The organism is Marilutibacter aestuarii, from assembly GCF_006546775.1.
In the GTDB taxonomy this organism is placed as follows: Bacteria; Pseudomonadota; Gammaproteobacteria; order Xanthomonadales; family Xanthomonadaceae; genus Marilutibacter; species Marilutibacter aestuarii.
On record NZ_VICE01000057.1, the window covers coordinates 14,131 to 32,270 of the forward strand.

Annotated in this window: 15 protein-coding genes; 6 read left to right on the top strand and 9 right to left on the bottom strand. The window is 71.0% G+C overall.

Features of this window, described 5'->3' with window-relative positions:
• Positions 1–5: 5 nt before the first annotated feature.
• The 6 genes from FKV25_RS06030 to rph form a co-directional block, all read right to left on the bottom strand.
• Positions 6–371 (bottom strand): PilZ domain-containing protein, encoded by a 366-nt coding sequence (locus tag FKV25_RS06030; RefSeq protein WP_141517893.1) that lies wholly within the window; start codon positions 369–371, stop codon positions 6–8.
• Complete coding sequence (locus tag FKV25_RS06035) at positions 368–2,653, bottom strand: DUF1631 family protein (protein WP_141517894.1); 2,286 nt, start codon at positions 2,651–2,653, stop codon at positions 368–370. Before FKV25_RS06035 ends, FKV25_RS06030 begins: the two co-directional genes overlap by 4 nt.
• 156 nt (positions 2,654–2,809) lie before the next feature.
• Positions 2,810–3,970, bottom strand: coding sequence for a radical SAM family heme chaperone HemW (gene hemW / locus FKV25_RS06040; protein ID WP_141517895.1), 1,161 nt, complete (start codon positions 3,968–3,970; stop codon positions 2,810–2,812).
• Between the two features lie 13 nt (positions 3,971–3,983).
• Positions 3,984–4,595 carry an RdgB/HAM1 family non-canonical purine NTP pyrophosphatase gene (rdgB, locus tag FKV25_RS06045; protein ID WP_141517896.1) on the bottom strand — a complete coding sequence of 204 codons (612 nt, stop codon included), beginning with the start codon at positions 4,593–4,595 and terminating at the stop codon, positions 3,984–3,986.
• Positions 4,582–5,013 (bottom strand): VOC family protein, encoded by a 432-nt coding sequence (locus FKV25_RS06050; RefSeq protein WP_141517897.1) that lies wholly within the window; start codon positions 5,011–5,013, stop codon positions 4,582–4,584. The genes rdgB and FKV25_RS06050 overlap by 14 nt, the downstream gene beginning before the upstream one ends.
• A 1-nt stretch (position 5,014) precedes the next feature.
• Positions 5,015–5,770: a ribonuclease PH gene (gene rph / locus FKV25_RS06055; RefSeq protein WP_141517898.1), complete on the bottom strand. Its 756-nt coding sequence runs from the start codon at positions 5,768–5,770 to the stop codon at positions 5,015–5,017.
• 137 nt (positions 5,771–5,907) lie between these two features.
• Here rph and FKV25_RS06060 point away from each other — a divergent pair, with 137 nt between their 5' ends.
• From FKV25_RS06060 to recG, 6 genes are all read left to right on the top strand, one after another.
• Positions 5,908–6,768: a YicC/YloC family endoribonuclease gene (locus FKV25_RS06060; protein ID WP_141517899.1), complete on the top strand. Its 861-nt coding sequence runs from the start codon at positions 5,908–5,910 to the stop codon at positions 6,766–6,768.
• Positions 6,769–6,770: 2 nt separating this feature from the next.
• Entirely contained in the window at positions 6,771–7,385 is a 615-nt protein-coding gene (gene gmk, locus FKV25_RS06065) for a guanylate kinase (RefSeq protein ID WP_141517900.1), read from the top strand.
• A gap of 127 nt (positions 7,386–7,512) precedes the next feature.
• Positions 7,513–7,812, top strand: coding sequence for a DNA-directed RNA polymerase subunit omega (rpoZ, locus tag FKV25_RS06070; protein ID WP_141517901.1), 300 nt, complete (start codon positions 7,513–7,515; stop codon positions 7,810–7,812).
• 287 nt (positions 7,813–8,099) lie between these two features.
• Positions 8,100–10,211, top strand: coding sequence for a RelA/SpoT family protein (locus tag FKV25_RS06075; RefSeq protein WP_246071956.1), 2,112 nt, complete (start codon positions 8,100–8,102; stop codon positions 10,209–10,211).
• 74 nt (positions 10,212–10,285) lie between these two features.
• Positions 10,286–10,669, top strand: coding sequence for a RidA family protein (locus FKV25_RS06080; protein ID WP_141517903.1), 384 nt, complete (start codon positions 10,286–10,288; stop codon positions 10,667–10,669).
• 80 nt (positions 10,670–10,749) lie between these two features.
• Positions 10,750–12,867, top strand: a complete 2,118-nt coding sequence (recG, locus tag FKV25_RS06085; protein ID WP_141517904.1) for an ATP-dependent DNA helicase RecG — start codon at positions 10,750–10,752, stop codon at positions 12,865–12,867.
• A gap of 366 nt (positions 12,868–13,233) precedes the next feature.
• On the opposite strand, the gene FKV25_RS06090 is transcribed toward recG, so the two are convergent.
• The 3 genes from FKV25_RS06090 to FKV25_RS06100 all read right to left on the bottom strand — a co-directional run bounded on the left by FKV25_RS06090 (position 13,234) and on the right by FKV25_RS06100 (position 18,081).
• The gene (locus FKV25_RS06090; RefSeq protein ID WP_141517905.1) at positions 13,234–15,603 is read right to left on the bottom strand and encodes a winged helix-turn-helix domain-containing protein; all 2,370 of its coding nucleotides are present in this window, start codon (positions 15,601–15,603) and stop codon (positions 13,234–13,236) included.
• Between the two features lie 76 nt (positions 15,604–15,679).
• Entirely contained in the window at positions 15,680–16,090 is a 411-nt protein-coding gene (locus tag FKV25_RS06095) for a protease inhibitor I42 family protein (RefSeq protein WP_170218563.1), read from the bottom strand.
• A gap of 206 nt (positions 16,091–16,296) precedes the next feature.
• Positions 16,297–18,081, bottom strand: coding sequence for a S8 family peptidase (locus FKV25_RS06100; RefSeq protein WP_141517907.1), 1,785 nt, complete (start codon positions 18,079–18,081; stop codon positions 16,297–16,299).
• Positions 18,082–18,140 lie beyond the last annotated feature (59 nt).

Here is an 18,140-nt window from a genome sequence, read left to right on the forward strand (position 1 = left end):
AGGGCTCAGGCGTGGCGACGCTGGCCCTGTTGCGAGGACAGCCAGTCGCGCAACTGGTGCAGCTGGCTGTCGAGCATCGTGATGAAGCGGAAGCCCGCCCAGGTCTGGCCCGGCGCGCTGGCGCGGTCCTGCCAGAGCAGGTGGGCACCGGCCTCGATGGTGCCGCTGCCACCATGTCCGACGCTGAAGCGCAGCTGGTAGAGCGCGTCGTCGACCATCGGCGCGTGCGCGATCAGCAGCATCCCCGATTCGGAGAGGTTGCCAATCCGGCCCACTTCGCGGTCGGTCATGGCGTCGGTCACCAGGATCGTGCCCCGCACCCGCTGGCGTTGGGCGCGGCGGAATTCCTTGACGTTGCCGGTTGAACTCATGGGTGTGCTCCCTGCGGTTGGCCCGGCATGCCGGCGAAGTTGCGAAGTGCGGAGACGGTGGCCTGCCAGGCCCGGTCGACGAGGCGCCCACGGTCGGCGGTCACCACCTTGACCTGGTCCTGGGCCATCAGCCGGGCGACCTGGTCGAGCGACTGTTCGTCGACACGTTGGCCGCGCTGGTTCACGAACAGCATGCGGTCGGTGACCGTGCTGAACCAGGCGATGCGGCGACGGACGACGTCGCCCTGCTGGTTGAGGCTGAATTCCATCCAGGTGCCGAAGGGCAGTGTGCGCAGGTGCTCATAGCAGGACTGCTCGCGCGGATTGCGCGGCGCCACCGGCTTGCTGCGTGCCTCGGTGGCATCGTCGCCCAGGCGCGCGCGCGCCTTGATCTTCATGGCCAGTTCGGTGCGCGAGGCGGGATCCTGGCTGGTGTCGTCGCGGCCACCGGTCAGGTGGCGCGAGATCACCACGGCTTCGTCCTCGTGGTAACCGACCTGCGCCAGCGCCGCCTGGACATGTTCGGCCAGGCCCTCGGGCGCCGCCTGGCCGCCCGCGCTCGCCACGGCCAGCGCCTGGGTGGCGCGGGCGTGCTGCTGCCACTCCTCGGATTCCTCGCCATGCCGCAGCAGGGTGAGGGTGAGCACGTCCGACCAGGCCTGGTCGAGCAGGTTGCGCAGGAAGCGCGGCAGTTCCTGCCCGGCCATGGCCTCGCCGATGACCTCGGCGGCGCGGCGCTTGGCGACGACCAGTTTCTCCTTGCCCCGCGCGGCCTCGACGTGGCGGCGTTCGCTCATCTCGGCCTTGCGCGCCAGGGTCTGGAGGTGGCCCTGGAGCGATTCGTTGGCGGCTTCGAAGACGTCGGCGTCGCCCTGGTAGTTCTGGACCACGTGGTCGACCGCGTCGCGCAGCTGGCGCTCCAGCCGGGGGTCGGTCTCGCTTTCGTCCAGCCACTTGGCACCGGCCTCGGCGACGGAGTTGAGCAACTGGCGCGCGGGATGCTGGCTGCGCACGAAGAAGGCGCGATCCATCAGTGCCAGCCGCAGCAGCGGGACCTGCAGGCGCTCGAGCAGGTTGGAGCTGATCGTGCCTTCCCGGAGTTCGCGGCCGATCTCGGTGTAGAGGATGCCGAGCAGTTCGAAGGTGTCCTCGTCCTGTCCGCTCAGGCGGGTCGCCTTGCCATGCTTCTGGCGTCCCTGCGCCAGCAGTGCCTTCTTGAGGTCGGCGATGGTGCGCGGTCGCTGCGAGGGCGTGGGTGGCGCGGCCTGCTGCTCGCCCAGGGCCTCGAACACGTCGGGCGTCTGCAGCGGCACGTGGTCGCGCGCGTCGGCGTCGTTGCGCAGCTTGCCCACCACCTCGCGGCGACTTGCCAGCAGGTCCTGGAGCATTGACAGCGCGATGTTCTCGTCCTCGCGCTCGCCAGCGTCGTTGCCGGCCTCGCCCTGCCAGCGGGTGTGCGGGCGTTCGGACGGGGGCAGCACTCGCGCACGCGGGGCCGGTTCGCGCCGCCGCTCCGGGGCCTCTTCGGGGGCCACGTCCGCGTCGCGCTCCACGACCTGTTCGGTGGGCCGGCTGCGCAACGGGACGTAGGACAAACCGGGCAGCACGTTCTCGCGCGCGAGCAGCGCGTTCATGGCCTCCACCAGCTGCGCGTAGCCGTTCATCACACGGCTGTTGAAGCTCTCGAACAGCATCAGGCGGTACGAATCTTCCAGTTGCAGGCCCTTGCTGGCCTCGGCGAGCACCTGGGCCAGGCGATGCGGGCCGACCGGGAGGGCCTCCGCGTCGAAGGCCGGCTTGCCGGCGAGCACGCCGAAGCGCTGGCCCAGCAGCAGCAGGGGCAGGCCGGCGCGCGACTCGTGGCGCGCGGCGATGCGCTTGAGCACGCTTTCCTCGCTGACCTCGGCGTCCTCCACCAGGCGCAGTTCGTCGAAGTCGAGTTCCGAAGCCGGGACGTCGCCCGTGGCGTCGGCGTCGCGGATCGCGGCGAGCCCGGACTCGAGGCCGGCCATGAAATGCGGGGCGAGGTCGCTGCGGTGCAGGCGCACCCGCCGGAGGGTCTCGAAGTAGTCGGCCTGCAACGCGGGGTTGCGCGCCTGCTCGGCCAGCTTGAACAGTTGCTGTTCGAAGTCCGACAGCATCGCTTCGAGCTGGCGCCCGAGGGCGTCGGAGGCGAGGCCATTGAGGCGCTCGAGCGCCGCCCGGACCCGACGGGGCAGGTCGGCCGAGGCCAGTGTCTTGCTGTGCGCGGGGGCGGGGTGGGCTTCCAATCTGGCAGACATGTCCTGGGCGGCCGGGCTCGTTGGGGTCAAGTTACGCACGGCGTGGAAGCTGTCAATCGGCTAGCCCCCCGGCCTGATGGTCCATCCCATCTGAACAGACCAACGCGGAACCCGTGTCGGGCAGGCCACCGGCGCGAGCCATCGCCCGCCCGTCCGTCAATCGGGGAGGAACAGGGCGACGGCGTCGTTGGTGAAGCGGCGGCCAAGCTCCGTGGGCCGCACGCGCCCGTCAGCCGCCTCCAGCCAGCCGCGGGCGAACGCCTGCTCGAGCTGGGATGCGATCGCCCCGGTCTCCAGGCCCGTGCGCGCGCTGAACGACGCCAGGCTGAAGCCCTCCACCAGCCGCAGCGCGTTGAGCATGTACTCGAATGGTCGGCGTTCGGGCGCGACCAAGTCGTCCCCGCCGATCGCGGCGTCGGTGCCGGCATCGGCCAGGTAGCGGGCGGGGTGCTTGTGCTTCCAGCGCCTGTGGATGGTCTCGTCATGACCCAGCGTGATCTTGCCGTGGGCGCCGGCACCGATGCCCAGGTAGTCGCCGTAGCGCCAGTAGTTGAGGTTGTGCGCGCACTGGCGGCCGGGCCGGGCGTACGCGCTGACTTCGTACTGCGCGTAGCCGGCGTCGGCGAGCAGGTCCTGGCAGTGCTCCTGCATGTCCCAGCCGCCGTCCTCGTCGGGCAGGTCGTCGGGCGGGCGGGCGGCGAACACGGTGTTGGGTTCCAGTGTCAGCTGGTAGTGGCTGACATGCGCCGGCGACAGCGCGAAGGCGCGCTCCAGGTCGTGCGCGGCCATCGCCAGGTCCTGCCCGGGCAAGGCGTACATGAGGTCGATGTTGAGGTTGTCGAAGCCGGCGTCCTGGGCCAGCTTGACCGCCGACTCGGCCTCGCGGCTGTCGTGGATGCGGCCCAGCCGGGCAAGGCAGCCGTCGTCGAAGCTCTGGATCCCGAAGCTCAGGCGGTTGACCCCGGCCTGGCGGTAGAGCTCGAAACGCCCGTGCTCGGCGGTGCCGGGATTGGTCTCCAGGGTGATCTCGGCCCCGGGTGCGATCCGCAGGCGCGCACTGGCGCCCTGCAGGAAGCGGTCGATCGCCGCGGCCGGGAACAGGCTGGGCGTACCGCCGCCGAAGAACACGGTCTGCACCGTGCGACCCCATACGAGCGGCAGGTCGTGGTCCAGGTCGGCCAGCAGCGCGTCGACGTAGGCCTCGAACGGCAGCGGTCCGCGTCCCTCGTGCGAGTTGAAGTCGCAGTAGGGGCATTTGCGCACGCACCAGGGCAGGTGGACATAGAGCGAGAGCGGCGGCGGCGTTAGCGTGGGCATGCGGGGGCCGGGCTCAGGCGAGGTCGAGCAGCTGGCGGCGCAGCGCCAGCAGCGCCTGGCCGCGATGGCCGAGGCGGTTCTTGAGCGCGGGCGGGAGTTCCGCCGCGCTGCAGTCATGGCCGTCGGGCTGGAACACGGGGTCGTAGCCGAATCCCCCCGCCCCGCGCGGGCGCTCGAGGATGCAGCCGTGCCAGACGCCCTGTGCGACCACCGGCTGCGGATCGAGCGGGTGGCGCAGCCAGGCGATCACCGCGACGAAGCGTGCGCGCCGACCGGCGTCGGGGCGGGCCTTGAGCGCGGCGAGCAGTTTGGCGATGTTGGCCGCGGCATCGCCGTGTCCGCCCGCGTAGCGCGCCGAATAGAGTCCCGGCGCGCCGTCGAGCGCGTCCACGCACAAGCCGGAGTCGTCCGCGAGCGCCGGCAGGCCGGTGGCCCGGGCGGCGTGTCGCGCCTTGATCAGGGCGTTCTCGATGAAGGTCAGCCCGGTCTCCTCGGCGTCGACCACCCCCAGCTCCGCCTGCGGCACGCAGGCCGGTCCGCCGTCGCCAAGCAGGTCGCGGAACTCGGCCAGCTTGCCCGCGTTGCTGCTGGCGATGACCCAGCGTTCGCCCTCAGCCCGCGTCATCGGCGTCTTCCTTCAGCCCCAGCAGGTCCCAGCGGTTGCCGTAGAGGTCCTCGAACACGACCACGCTGCCGTAGGACTCGTGGCGCGGCGCCTCGGTGAAGCGAACGCCGCGCGCCTCCAGCGCCGCGAAGTCGCGGGCGAAGTCGCGGGTATGCAGGAAGAAGCCCACCCGGCCGCCCGCCTGCGCACCCACGCAACGCCGTTGCGCCTCGTCGGAGGCGAGGGCGAGCAGGAGCGCGCAGCCGTCGTCGGTGCCCACGGGCGCGACCCGCACCCAGCGCTTGCCATGGCCCAGATCGGTGTCTTCCAGCAGCAGGAACCCCAGCACCCGGGTGTACCAGTCGATCGCTTCGTCGTAGTCGCGGACCAGGACGGTGACGCTGCCGATGGACTGGCGGATGGGGCGCGGCGCCGCCATGTCAGGCGTCCAGGGCTTCGCGCTGGCGGGCGATCAGCGTCCGGATGCCCGATTCGGCCAGGGCCGTCATCGCCTCCAGTTCCTCGCGGCGGAAGGCGTGGCCCTCGGCGGTGCCCTGCAGTTCGATGAAGCCGCCGCCGTCGTTCATGACCACGTTCATGTCGGTGTCGCAGTCGCTGTCCTCGGCGTAGTCGAGGTCGAGCACGGGGACGCCGCGGTAGACACCGACCGAGACCGCGGCCACCGCACCGAAGATGGGCGATCGTCCGCACTGCGGCAACTTGATGGCGCGCGAGGCGACCAGGCCCTGGACCGCGTCCACCAGGGCGACATAGGCGCCGGTGATCGCCGCGGTGCGGGTGCCGCCATCGGCCTGGAGGACGTCGCAGTCGAGCGTGATGGTCCGTTCGCCGAGCAGGCTGCGGTCGACGCACGCGCGCAGCGAGCGGCCGATCAGGCGCTGGATCTCCAGCGTGCGGCCGCCCTGCTTGCCGCGGGTGGCCTCGCGGTCGCTGCGGGTGTGGGTCGCGCGCGGCAGCATGCCGTATTCGGCGGTGACCCAGCCCTCGCCCTTGCCGCGCAGGAAGGCCGGCACCCGGTTCTCGACGCTGGCGGTGCACAACACGCGGGTGTCGCCGAAGCTGATCAGCACCGAGCCTTCGGCATGGCGGGTGAAGCCGCGTTCGATGCGCACTTCGCGCAGTTGGTCGGGCAGGCGGCCGCTGGGGCGGGCGATGGGGGCGGGGGTGTCGGTCATGTAAGAGCCGTGTGGCGGTCAAGGCCACGATTCTAGCGGTTTGGCATCGCCCGGACCGCTGCCGGGGCGGCGATGCGGGCGCGGCGATGGCATACTTCACGGCCGCAAGGCTTCCCGACGACGGCAGGACGACCCGCATGATCCGCAGCATGACCGCCTTCGCCAGCGGCGAACGCGCCACGCCATGGGGCACCCTGGGCTGCGAGCTGCGATCGGTGAACCATCGCTTCCTCGAAGTCGGCACCCGCCTGCATGACGACCTGCGTCCGCTCGAGCCCGCCCTGCGCGAGCGCGTCGCCGCGCGCCTGTCGCGCGGCAAGGTCGACCTGGGCCTGCGCCTGCGCAGTCCCGAGGGCGAGGGCGCGCTGCGGGTGGATCCGACGCGGCTGCGCGAGCTCGGGGAGCTGGCGATCGACCTGTCGTCGCGCTTCCCCGGCCTGCATACCGAGTTCAGCCAGCTGCTCCAGCTCCCCGGCGTGTTGCAGGCACCCGTCGCCGATCCCGCCGCCCTCCAGGCCGAGGCCCTGTCCCTGCTGGACGCCGTGCTCGACGAGTTCGTCGCGGCCCGCGAGCGCGAGGGCGCCAAGCTGGCCGAGGCCATCGTCGAGCGCCTGGACCTGATCGACGGCCACGTCGCGACCCTGCGCACCCTGGTGCCGCAGATCCGCGATGCCCAGCGCGTCAAGCTGCAGGCGCGCCTGGCCGACCTGCCGCAGCCGGTCGATCCCGGCCGGCTGGAGCAGGAACTGGTGATGTGGCTGCAGAAGCTCGACGTCGACGAGGAGCTCGACCGCCTCGCCACCCACGTCGGCGAAGCGCGCCGCGTGCTGGGCCTGCGCGAGGCCGTGGGGCGCCGGCTGGACTTCCTGCTGCAGGAGTTCAACCGCGAAGCCAATACCCTGGGCTCGAAGTCGGTCGACGCGCGCAGCACCGCCGCCGCGGTCGACCTGAAGGTCCTGATCGACCAGATCCGCGAACAGGTGCAGAACATCGAATGACCATGCGAGGCACCCTCTTCATCGTCGCCGCGCCCTCCGGGGCGGGCAAGTCCAGCATCGTCAACGCGGTGCTCGCGCGCGATCCCAACATCTGCCTGTCGATCTCGTTCACCTCGCGCCGGCCGCGCCCGGGCGAGCGCCATGCCGAGCATTACCACTTCGTCGACGAATCCGAGTTCGAGCGCATGGTCGCCGCCGGTGACTTCTTCGAGCACGCCCGCGTCCATGGCGACTGGAAGGGCACCGCCCGGCAGTCGGTCGAGCCGCAGCTGGCGGCCGGCCGCGACGTGCTGCTCGAGATCGACTGGCAGGGCGCGCGCCAGGTCCGCCGGCAGGTGCCGGGTGCGATCAGCGTGTTCATCCTGCCGCCCTCGCGCGAGGCACTGGAACAGCGCATGCGCAACCGCGGCCAGGACAGCGACGACGTCATCGCCCAGCGGCTGGCGGCCGCCCGCGAGGAAATGTCGCATTACGGCGAATTCGACTACGTGATCGTCAACGAACACTTCGCCGTGGCGGTCGACGAGATGTGCGCGATCTTCACCGCCAGCCGGCTCCGGCGCGAGATGCAGGTCGCCCGCCATGGCCGGCTGATCGGCGGCCTGCTGCAAGGCTGAACGGCCCCCGCGGCCCCTGGGGCCGTAACTGCCTGATTCCCAAGGCCGGACTTGCCGAGGGGGCCGCCGGGTCCCTATAATGGCCGGCCGATTTGTCCGCATTACGGCGTCAGCCGTTGGGAGCCCCATGGCCCGCATCACCGTTGAAGATTGCCTGGAAGTGGTCGACAACCGCTTCGAACTGGTTATGTTGGCCGCCAAGCGCGCGCGCCAGCTGGCCAACAACGTCGAGCCGATGCTCGACAACTCCGAGTCCAACGACAAGCCGACCGTGCTGGCGTTGCGCGAGATCGCCGCGCGCGAGGTCGACGCCACCTACATCGAGGCCGTCGAGAAGTCCGAGCGCGAGCGCAAGGAGCGCGAGGCCCTGGAGTGGGCGGCCGCCGAAGTGGTGGCGGACGAGGACATGTCCAAGAACGACGAGTAAGCCTGTCCAGGCTCGGTCGCCCCGCTCCGGGACGACCTTCGACGGCCCCGCCCCGGCGGGGCCGTTCGCGTTTTCGACGACCTGTCGGCGGGCCTCGCGGGGGGAATCCGTCCCGCCGGTCGAAAACAGGGGCTGAACGGGCGCCGACGGCGCCTTCCACCGCACCGTGCCGCATTGCAAGGGGGCAGTCCGCCCCTTAGATTGAGTTGATGTCAGCCCGACCCGATCCCGCCAACCTGAACGTGCTTGCGCCGCCGGCCAGCGACTTCGAGTCGCTGCCCGACTACATGCAGGCCATGGAGCGTGCGGCCGGGTACCTGGACGAGTCGCAGCGGGCACGCCTGAGGCGCGCCTGGGCGGTTGGCGCGTCCGCCCACGCGGGCCAGACGCGCAAGTCCGGCGAGCCTTACATCACCCATCCGGTGGCGGTGGCCCAGGTCCTGGCCGAGCAGGGCCTGGACGCGGAGACGCTGATCGCGGCGATCCTGCACGACACCATCGAGGATACCCCGGTCACGCGCGAGTGCCTGGCCGACGAGTTCGGCGAGACCGTGGCCGAACTGGTCGATGGCGTCACCAAGCTGGACAAGCTCCAGTTCCGCGACCGCGCCGAGGCGACCGCCGAGAGTTTCCGCAAGATGCTGCTGGCGATGTCGCGCGACCTGCGCGTGATCCTCATCAAGCTCGCCGACCGCCTGCACAACATGCGCACGCTGGGCGCACAGGGCGCCGAGGCGCGGCATCGCATCGCGCGGGAGACCCTGGACATCTACGCGCCGATCGCCCAGCGCCTGGGCATGAACCTGATCAAGGCCGAGCTGCAGGACCTGGGCTTCCGCGCGCTGCATCCCTGGCGCCACGCGGTCATCGAGAAGCGCATCCGCACGCAGCCCGTGGTCCGGCGCGAGGCCCTGGTGCAGATCGAGGCCAACCTGGCCCAGCGCCTGGCCAAGGAGAAGTTGCAGCACCGCCTGGTGAGCCGGGTCAAGTCGCCGTGGAGCATCTATACGAAGATGCGCGCGGAGAACAAGAACTTCACCCAGGTGATGGACGTGTTCGGCTTCCGCGTGGTCGTGCGCGCGGTGCCCGACTGCTATCACGCGCTGGGCGTGGTCCACGCGACCTACAAGCCGCTGGATGCGCGCTTCCGCGACTTCATCGCGATTCCCAAGGCCAATGGCTACCAGTCGCTGCACACGGTGCTGTTCGGGCCCTACGGTTCGCCGGTCGAAGTGCAGATCAGGACCGAGGAGATGGACCTGGTCGCCGAAAAGGGCGTCGCCGCGCACTGGTCGTACAAGGACGGCGCGGAAGGCCCCAACAGCGCCCAGAGCCGCGCCCACCACTGGATCACCGGCCTGGTGGAGTCGCAGCACGACACCGGCTCGTCGCTGGAATTCCTGGAGAACGTCAAGGTCGACCTGTTCCCCGACGAGGTCTACCTGTTCACGCCCAAGGGCGACATCCTGTCGCTGCCGCGCAACTCGACGGCGCTGGACTTCGCGTACGCGGTGCATACCGACGTGGGCAACATGGCGGTGGCCGCGCGCGTGGACGGCAAGCTCTCGCCGCTGCGCACCCGCCTGGCCAGCGGCCAGCGCGTGGAAGTGATCACCGCGCGCTCGTCCACGCCCAAGCCGCAATGGCTGGAGTTCGTGGTGTCGGGCAAGGCCCGCACCGCGATCCGCCAGCAGCTCAAGCAGATCGGGCACGAGGACGCCGTGCAGCTGGGCCACCGCATGCTCGATCGCGCGCTGGAAGGCCTGGACACCTCGCTCGACCGCGTGCCGCAGGTGCGCATCGATGGCTATCTCGCCGAGCATCGCTACCCGCGCCTGGAGGCCCTGCTGGCCGAGATCGCGCTGGGCAACCGCATGCCCAGCCAGGTCGCGCAGGCGCTGGCGCGCGAAACACCGGGCGGTCCCGAGCGCCGCCAGGCGGTCCGGGCGCGCCTGCCCGACGAGAAGATCCTGATCACCGGCGCCGAACGCGGCGTCATCAGCTTCGCGCAATGCTGCCTGCCGGTGCCCGGCGACGAGATCATGGGCTACCACACGGCGGGCCGGGGCGTGGTGGTGCACCGCCTGGACTGCCCGAACGTGGCCGAGTACCGCAAGTCGCCCGACCGCTGGGTACCGATCGGCTGGGACCGCGAGGTATCGGGCGACTTCGCCGCGGCGCTGAAGATCGACGTCGACAATCGCCCCGGCGCGCTGGCGCAGGTGGCTGCAGCGGTGGCCGACGCCGAGTCCAACATCGACCGCGTGGAATACCTGGAGCGCGACACCCACGTCGCGGCGATGCGTTTCTCGATCGAAGTGTCGGACCGTCGCCACCTCGCCAACGTGATCCGCCGGGTCCGCCGCCTGAACGTCGTGCTGGCCGTCCAGCGCATCTAGGACGTTCCCCAGGCGTGCGCCTGCCGGCCTGCCCGCCGGTACACTGCGGCCCAGTCCCTCCAGGAGAGCCCCGCATGCCCCGCACCATCGTCCAGACCGACCAGGCCCCGGCCGCGATCGGACCGTATTCGCAGGCCGTTCGTGCCGGCGACACCGTGTTCCTCTCGGGCCAGATCCCGCTCGACCCCGCCAGCGGCGAGATCGTCGCCGGCGACATCAGCGCGCAGGCGCGACGCGCGTTCGACAACCTCAAGGCCGTCTGCGAGGCCGCCGGTGGCTCGCTCGACCAGGTCGTGCGACTGGGCCTGTACGTCACCGACCTGGGCGACTTCGCCGCCGTCAACGCGGTAATGGCCGACTATTTCCAGGCGCCGTACCCGGCGCGCTCGACGATCGAAGTCGCCGGCCTGCCGAAGGGCGCGGCCTTCGAGGTCGACGCGATCCTCGTGCTGGGCTGAGCCCGGCGCGTTTCGCATCCCGAGACCCCGCGCACGTGCGCGGGGTTTTTGTTTGCGCGTCTTCCCGGCATGCTTGGCGGATGCCCAAGCGCAAGGACGGGCCCGCCGTCGATCCCCTGCAGCAAGCCCTCACCGTGCTACCCGGCGTGGGGCCGAAGCTTGCCGAAAAGCTGGCCGTGCGCGGACTGGTCCACGTACAGGACCTGTGGTTCCACCTGCCCCGGCAATACGAGGACCGCACCGCGCTGACCCCGATCCGCTCACTGTTGCCCGGCGTGCCGGCACAGGTCGAAGGGCGCGTAGAGGCGGTGGAGCGCGGGTTTCGGTACCGGCCGATGCTGCGGGTGGCGATCGGCGACGAGGGCCATGGCACGCTGGTGCTGCGCTTCTTCCATTTCCGCGCCGCGCAGGTGGCCCAGTTCCAGCCGGGCGCCCGCGTGCGCTGCTTCGGCACGCCACGACCGGGCCAGCATGGGCTCGAGATCGTCCATCCCAGCTACCGCGTGCTCGATCCGCGCGCGGACGATGCCCTTGCCGATCGCCTCGACCCGGTCTATCCGGCGATCGAAGGGGTGGGGCCCGCGTCGCTGCGGCGCCTGATCGGACTGGCTTTGGACCGCCTGCCCGACGAAGGCGTGCTCGAGCTGTTGCCGGCGGGCCTGCTCGAACACCTGCACCTGCCGTCGCTTCGCAATGCGTTGCTGACCGTGCACCGCTCCCCGGCCGACGCCGACCTGCAGGCCCTGTCCGCGGGGACCCACCCGGCGCAGCGGCGGCTGGCGATCGAGGAGCTGCTCGCCCACCACCTGAGCCTGCGCCGGCAGCGCCTGGCCCAGCAGGCCCATGCCGCGCCGCCGCTGCGCGAGCGCGCACTGTCGCGGCGCCTGCAGGCGGCCCTGCCGTTCGAGCTGACCGCCGCGCAGCGTCGGGTCTTCGAACAGATCCGACTCGACCTCGCGCTGCCGCGCCCGATGCTCAGGCTGGTGCAGGGCGACGTCGGCTCGGGCAAGACCGTGGTCGCGGCGTTGGCGGCGATGCTGGCGGTGGAGGGCGGCAAGCAGGCGGCGCTGATGGCGCCGACCGAGTTGCTGGCCGAGCAGCACCTGGCCAACCTGCGCGGCTGGCTCGAGCCCCTCGGGATCCGCGTCGCCTGGCTGGCGGGCAAGGTCACCGGCCGTGCCCGTGGCCGGGTGCTCGAGGAAGTCGCCTCGGGCGAGGCGCAGGTGGTGGTCGGCACGCATGCGCTCATGCAGGAGGGTGTCGTGTTCCACGACCTCGCGCTGGCGATCGTGGACGAGCAGCACCGCTTCGGCGTGCACCAGCGCCTGGCCCTGCGCGACAAGGGCGCCGGGGGCGGCGTTGGCCCCGGGGCCATCGTCCCGCACCAGTTGGTGATGACCGCCACGCCGATCCCGCGCACGCTGGCGATGGCCGCGTACGCCGACCTGGATGTTTCGGCGATCGACGAGCTCCCGCCCGGGCGTACCCCGGTGCAGACCATCGTGCTCAGCGCCGAGCGCCGCCCCGAGCTGATCGAGCGCATCCGCGCCGCGTGCGCCGAAGGTCGCCAGGCCTACTGGGTCTGCACCCTGATCGACGACAGCGACGAGGTGGTCGCGCAGGCCGCGCAGACCACCTTCGAAGGCCTGTCGAGCCAGTTGCCGGAGCTGCGCGTCGACCTCGTGCACGGTCGCATGAAGGCTGCCGGCAAGCAGGCGGCCATGCGTGCCTTCAAGGCCGGCGAGACCGACCTGCTGGTGGCGACCACCGTCATCGAGGTCGGCGTCGACGTACCCAACGCCTCGCTGATGATCATCGAGAACGCCGAGCGCCTCGGCCTCGCCCAGCTCCACCAGTTGCGCGGGCGCGTCGGGCGCGGCAGCGCCGCGTCCAACTGCGTGCTGCTCTACCAGTCGCCGCTGTCCGCGCTCGCGCGCCAGCGCCTGGAAACGATGCGACAGACGCAGGACGGCTTCGTGATCGCCGAGAAGGACCTCGAACTGCGTGGCCCGGGCGAGCTGCTGGGCACGCGCCAGACCGGCATCGCCGGATTCCGCGTCGCCGACCTCGCGCGCGATGCCGACCTGCTCCCGAGCGTGCACGAGATCGGCGAGCGGCTGCTGGCCGAATCGCCCGACCTCGCGGGCCGGCTGGTGGAACGCTGGGTGGGCAGCGCCGCGCGCTACGCGGCGGCCTGAGGACGACGGCATCGCCAGGGCCGGTCCCAGGCCTGCGCGACGTGGCGTGCGCCGCGTCGCGGTGCAATGCCCTTCGGTTGATGCCCCTGGGGCTTCTACTCGTCATCCCGGCGAAGTCCGGGCTCCAGGCTTTCGTCGAGGCAATGGAGTTGATCCATGGCGCGGTAGTCCGGTCAAGCCGTGAGCAGGAGCACCCCCTCCCAACTTCCCCTGCCGCATTGCCGCAAGCGGAGGGGAAAAGTGCGGGCGCCCAGTGCCCTGGCTCCCAGTTCTCGCTTCTCACCTCTCACTTCTCGTTACTCGCATCGCAGGATGGTTAGCGCGAAGCAGAACCCATCGTTCGTCGCGCGGACGGCGCGGGGTGATCTAGAGCAGTGGTTCGGTGTCGATGTCGCGTTCGCCGCGCAGGAATTCCAGTTGTGTCCGGGCGCTGGTGGCCATGGCCGGCTCTCCGAGCCGCTGGTAAAGGGTGAAGGCCATCCAGGCGACGCCGTAGTCCGAGCGCGCGAAGGTGTCGAGATCGCCAAGTATGGCGGCGGCTCCGTCGCCTTGGCCATGCTCGGCGAGCAGGCGCGAGCGCAGCAGGCCGGCTTCGACGCGCATCTTGGGGCTGCCGTCGCGCTCGGCGAGTGCCGCCGCCTCCGCGGCGGCCTCCAGCGCGCGTTCCATCTCCCCGTTGGTCTGGTGGATCAAGGCCCGGACGATCGAAAGCTGGACCGCCGACGACACCGGGCCATCCTCGCCGCGTGCCTCGGCGGCGCGTTCCAGGCGGGATTGCCATGCCGTCGCGGTGCCGGAATCCCCGGTCCGCAGCGCCGCCTGGATGGCGGCCAGGGCGAGTCCGTCGCTGATGTCCTGGTCGTCGGTAGACAGGCTTTCGCGGGCCAGGGTGGCCGCTTCCCCGGTCCGGCCCTGCGCGACCCGCAGGCGAATCCCGAGCTCCTGGAGGATGGCCTGGAGGTCGTCGCGATCCAGCGCGTCCAGCCCGGCGATGATCGCAGCGGCCGCGTCCAAGTGTCCGTTGGCGAGCTCCACGCGGGCCTCGACGACGCGGATCCGGGAGGCAAGGTAGGCGTCTTCGATCCGCTCGATGCCCGCCGCGGCCTGTTCGATCGAGCGCACGGCCTCCGCCGGCTGCACCGTGGTGAGCTGCGCTTCGGCCTTGGCCATCAGCGTCGCGGCGAGGTAGTCGCGGACGTCGAAGCGTTCGAACACCGCGATCGACTGGTCGAACTCCTGCAGGGCTTGCGGATAGTGCCCGCGCAGCAGTTCGATGCGGCCCAGGTTGGCGCCGACAGTCGCCGCTTCGACGTAGTCGCCCGAGCGTTGCATGGCGACCCGCGCCAGGCCCATGTCGCGGATGGCCGCCTCCATGTGGCGCTGCTGGACGCGGGCCACGCCGCGGCCGTTGTAGGCGTTGCCGAGCAGGGCGGGATCCTCGATCCCGTTGCCTTCGGTTGACTCCAGCACGTCGAGCGCCTGCGTGTAGTGCGCTTCCGCCGCCGCGAAGGACTGGCGGCGGATGGCGATCGCGCCCTGGCCCATCAACGCCTTGGCACGGATTTCCGGGGCAGGCGGGGACGGCAGGGCGAGGATGCGCGAGAAGAGGCGTTCGGCCTGGTCCATCCGGCCGGCGCGGTATTCCAGTTGCCCTTCGCGGACCAGCAGCCTGGGATCGGCGCGCTGCTCCGGTGGCGCGGCTTCGATCAGATCCCGCGCCGCGGCCAGCTGTCCCGCCAGCAGTTCCGCGTCGATGCGTTGGACCCGTTCGGTCAGCGGGCTGGGCGCGTCGCCGTCGCCGGCGTCGTGATGACCGCTTCGCTTGAGCCAGGAATCGCTGGCCGACGCTGCGGCGGCCAAGGGCGAGTCTGCCTGCGCCACGATCGATTGCCCGGCGTCGCCATCGAGGATGTCCAGGCGTACGCGCCAGCCCTGCGCGTCCTGGGTCGCCTGCGGCAGCACGATCCGCCGCGCGCCGCTGGCGGCCTGCAGGCGGGCCAGGTCGCCGTCCCCCACCGCGTCGTCGAACTGGACGCTCAGGTGAAGGGTCTGGTCGCTGGGCAGGACCTTCAGGCCGGCGCGCCGGAGGCGGTTGGCGATGTACTCCATTGCGCCCAGCCGCACCCAGCCGGTCTCGCCGCCGGCCGGGGTCACCCGCACCGGCAGGACCAGGGTCGTATCGTCCGGCGGCACCGGGACCTGCCGGCCCTGCCAGTGCCGCAAGCCCATGGCGGCTGCGGCGATTACGACCAGGAGGACCACGGCGACTACGAGCCGCCAACGCGGGCGCCTGGCGCTTGCCTGTGCCGGTGGCGATGGCGATGGCGATGGCGATGGCGGAGCGTCCGGGACGGCTGGCACCGGGGAAGCCTCGCCGGCCTTCATGCGCGCGTCGTCGGCGCGTCCGGTGTCGTCGTGCAGCGCCTCCGTCGCCGCCACCCACTGGTAGCCAAAGCGCGGCACCGTGCGGATCATCGCCTGCCGGTTCCCGGTGTCGCCCAGTCGCTTGCGCGCGCGCAGGAGGGTCTGTGCGACGACGGTATCGCTGACCTCCACCCGGCCCCAGACCGCCGCGATCAGTTCGTCACGGCCCACAGCGCGCTCGCGATGGGCGATCAGGTAGATGAGGCAGTCGAGTGACTTGGGTGGCAGGGACAGGGGTTCGCCGCCCCGGGAGAGCTCCCGTGACGCCGGATCCAGTTCGAATTCGCCAAACCGGTAGCGCGGTAGGCGCATGCGGAGGACCTGCCTTCTACTTCGTCCCGACTACCCCACGCATTCGGGTGGACCGATACTAAGCGATCCCGCCGGCTCATGCCCCGTCGGAGGCGGGCGCGGGCGCGATGATGTCGATGACGAAGCGCGCGCGTCGAGTGGGCGCCATCGTGGCGGCCCAGTCGCGACGGGACACGAAGTCCAGCACGATGCGGCCCGGACCCACGGCCCGCAGGCGCCAGGTCTGGGTGTCGCCCCCGGCACGTGGTGCCCCGGACGGAAAGGGGGCGAGGCCGGGATCGGCCTCCATGTCCAGCAAGGGCGGGACGCTGCCCTCCAGCTCCCAGGCATGGCCGGTCGCGGGGCTTGCCGGCAGGTGGATGCGCACCGCCTGGCCGACCACCAGGTTGACTGGCGTGTCCTCGTCGGTCGACCGTATGTCCAGGTCCCGCATGGTCTGCAGTGTCCACTGGCCGAACATCGCATGGTCCGGGCGACAGGGAGGCATGCAACCGCCGACTGTCATCCGGGCGGTGGCGTCGACAGCGCGGGAATCGGTACCGGTATGGGAGGCGTCCTGCGTGCCATCGCAGGCGATCAGGCCGGCGAGCAGCGCCAGCGACAGTATCGGGGTCGGAATGCGAATGACACGTCTCCGGTGCAGAGACCGGCCGGGGCGTACCCCCGGCCGGTCATGGCTCACGACAGGCTGGCTCAGCGCACCGTGGCGCGGACCAGGGCGCCCGCGGTGGCGGCCGCGGCGCTGACCTTCAGGAAGTAGCGACCCGCGGCGGGTGCGGTGATGGTGATGGTCTGGTTGGTGCCTGGACGGGTGGACGCGCCCACGTTCGAGCTCGCGAACGGCTCCGCTTCGTATTGCGCATACGTGCGAAGCGTGCCGCGGCCTCCGTAGGTCAACAGATCCAGCCGCGAGGCGCCCTCCGGAACCTCGATCACGAAGATCTGCTCGTCGCCGGCCGCCAGCGGTGGCATCGACGCCGCCACGCCGCTCGTCAGCGAAATGCCTTCGATCGGCTCGCCCAAACTGGCGGCGCGTTCCACTGCCGCGCTCGCATCGAGGATGCCCGAACCCAGCGGACGGTTCACGGTGACCGGGAACGGCCGCGCCGATGCCACCAGCAGGCCTTCCAGCTGCGCGGGGGTCAGCGGCCGCGGTGCGACCGCCTGCATGAGCGCGGCGACGCCGGCCACGTGCGGTGCGGCCATCGAGGTGCCGACCATGCCCACGTATTGCGGATTGCCGGGGACCGTCGTGCCGTCGTTGTGGGTCGACCAGATGTAGCCGTTCGGCACGCCTTCGGCGCCGTTTCCGCCGGGCGCCGCCAGGTCGATCGAGGCGCCGTAGTTCGAGTAGCTCGCGCGCTGGCCGGTGTAACCGGTCGCACCGACCGTCACCACGTTCTGGCAACTGGCCGGCGAGTGCAGGCTGGCATCGCTGTTGTCGTTGCCGGCCGCGACGACCACGGTGGCGCCGAGCGAGACGGCAGTGTTGATCGCATCCTGCATGACCTGCGGGCAGGCCTTGGCGGCGCCGAGGCTGAGGTTGAGGACTTCGGCGGGGTTGGCGTTGTCGGCAACGCCGTCGACATGTCCACCAGCTGCCCAGACGATCGCATCGGATACGTCGGAATCGAACCCGCCGCAGCGGCCCAGCACGCGAATCGGGACGACCTTGGCGTCGGGGGCGACACCGGCGCCTCCGATGCCGTTGTCGGTCACTTCGGCGATGGTGCCGGCGACATGGGTGCCGTGCCAGTTGCTGTTGCGGGCGGAGGAGCCCGTGCCGCACTCGCCGGCGGCGTTCCAGTTGCCCAGGTCCCAGCCGCCCGGCTCGCGCGCATCGGTGTCGCGGCGTGAGATGAAGGCATCGGTGATGAAGTCGTAGCCCGGCAGGACGTTGGCGTCCAGGTCGGGGTGGGCGGTGATGCCCGTATCGATCACAGCGACCACGAGGCCGGCGCCGGTGCTCGAGTCCCAGGCGCCCGTCACGCGGGCACCGCCGTTGCCGGCAGCGTAGTGCCACGCCTGGTGGCTGGCCAGCACCGGATCATTCGGCAAGGCGTCGGGGTACACGCGACCGTCGACGGCGACGTACTCGACGTTCGGGTCGGCGGCGATCGACTTCATCAGGGCCTGCGCCTCGGTGCGCGACAGGCGCTTGGATGCGCCGACCACGTGCATGCCGCGGGCGGTGGCGCGCAGCGTCTGCATGCGCAGCCCGGCACTCCGGCCATTGGCGTTGGCCGTGTTGGGCGAGAGGTGCGGCCGGGCGCGGCTGACGGCCGCATCGAGGGACTGCTGGCGGGTCGCGGCACGCGCGCGCGCGCTGCTGCCGTGCTTGTACTTGACGATGAAGCGTGGCGTGTCCGACAGCGCGGCGTCGTCGAGCGAAGCGTAGTCGACGCGGGCGCCGGCGGCAGTCGCCGGCGCGCACAGGCCGGCGAGGATAAGGCTGAGAATGCTCTTGTGGATGTTCATGATGGGATTCCGAAAGGATGTTCCGTAGGAACCGGGGCGCACGCGCGGTGCGCCCCGGG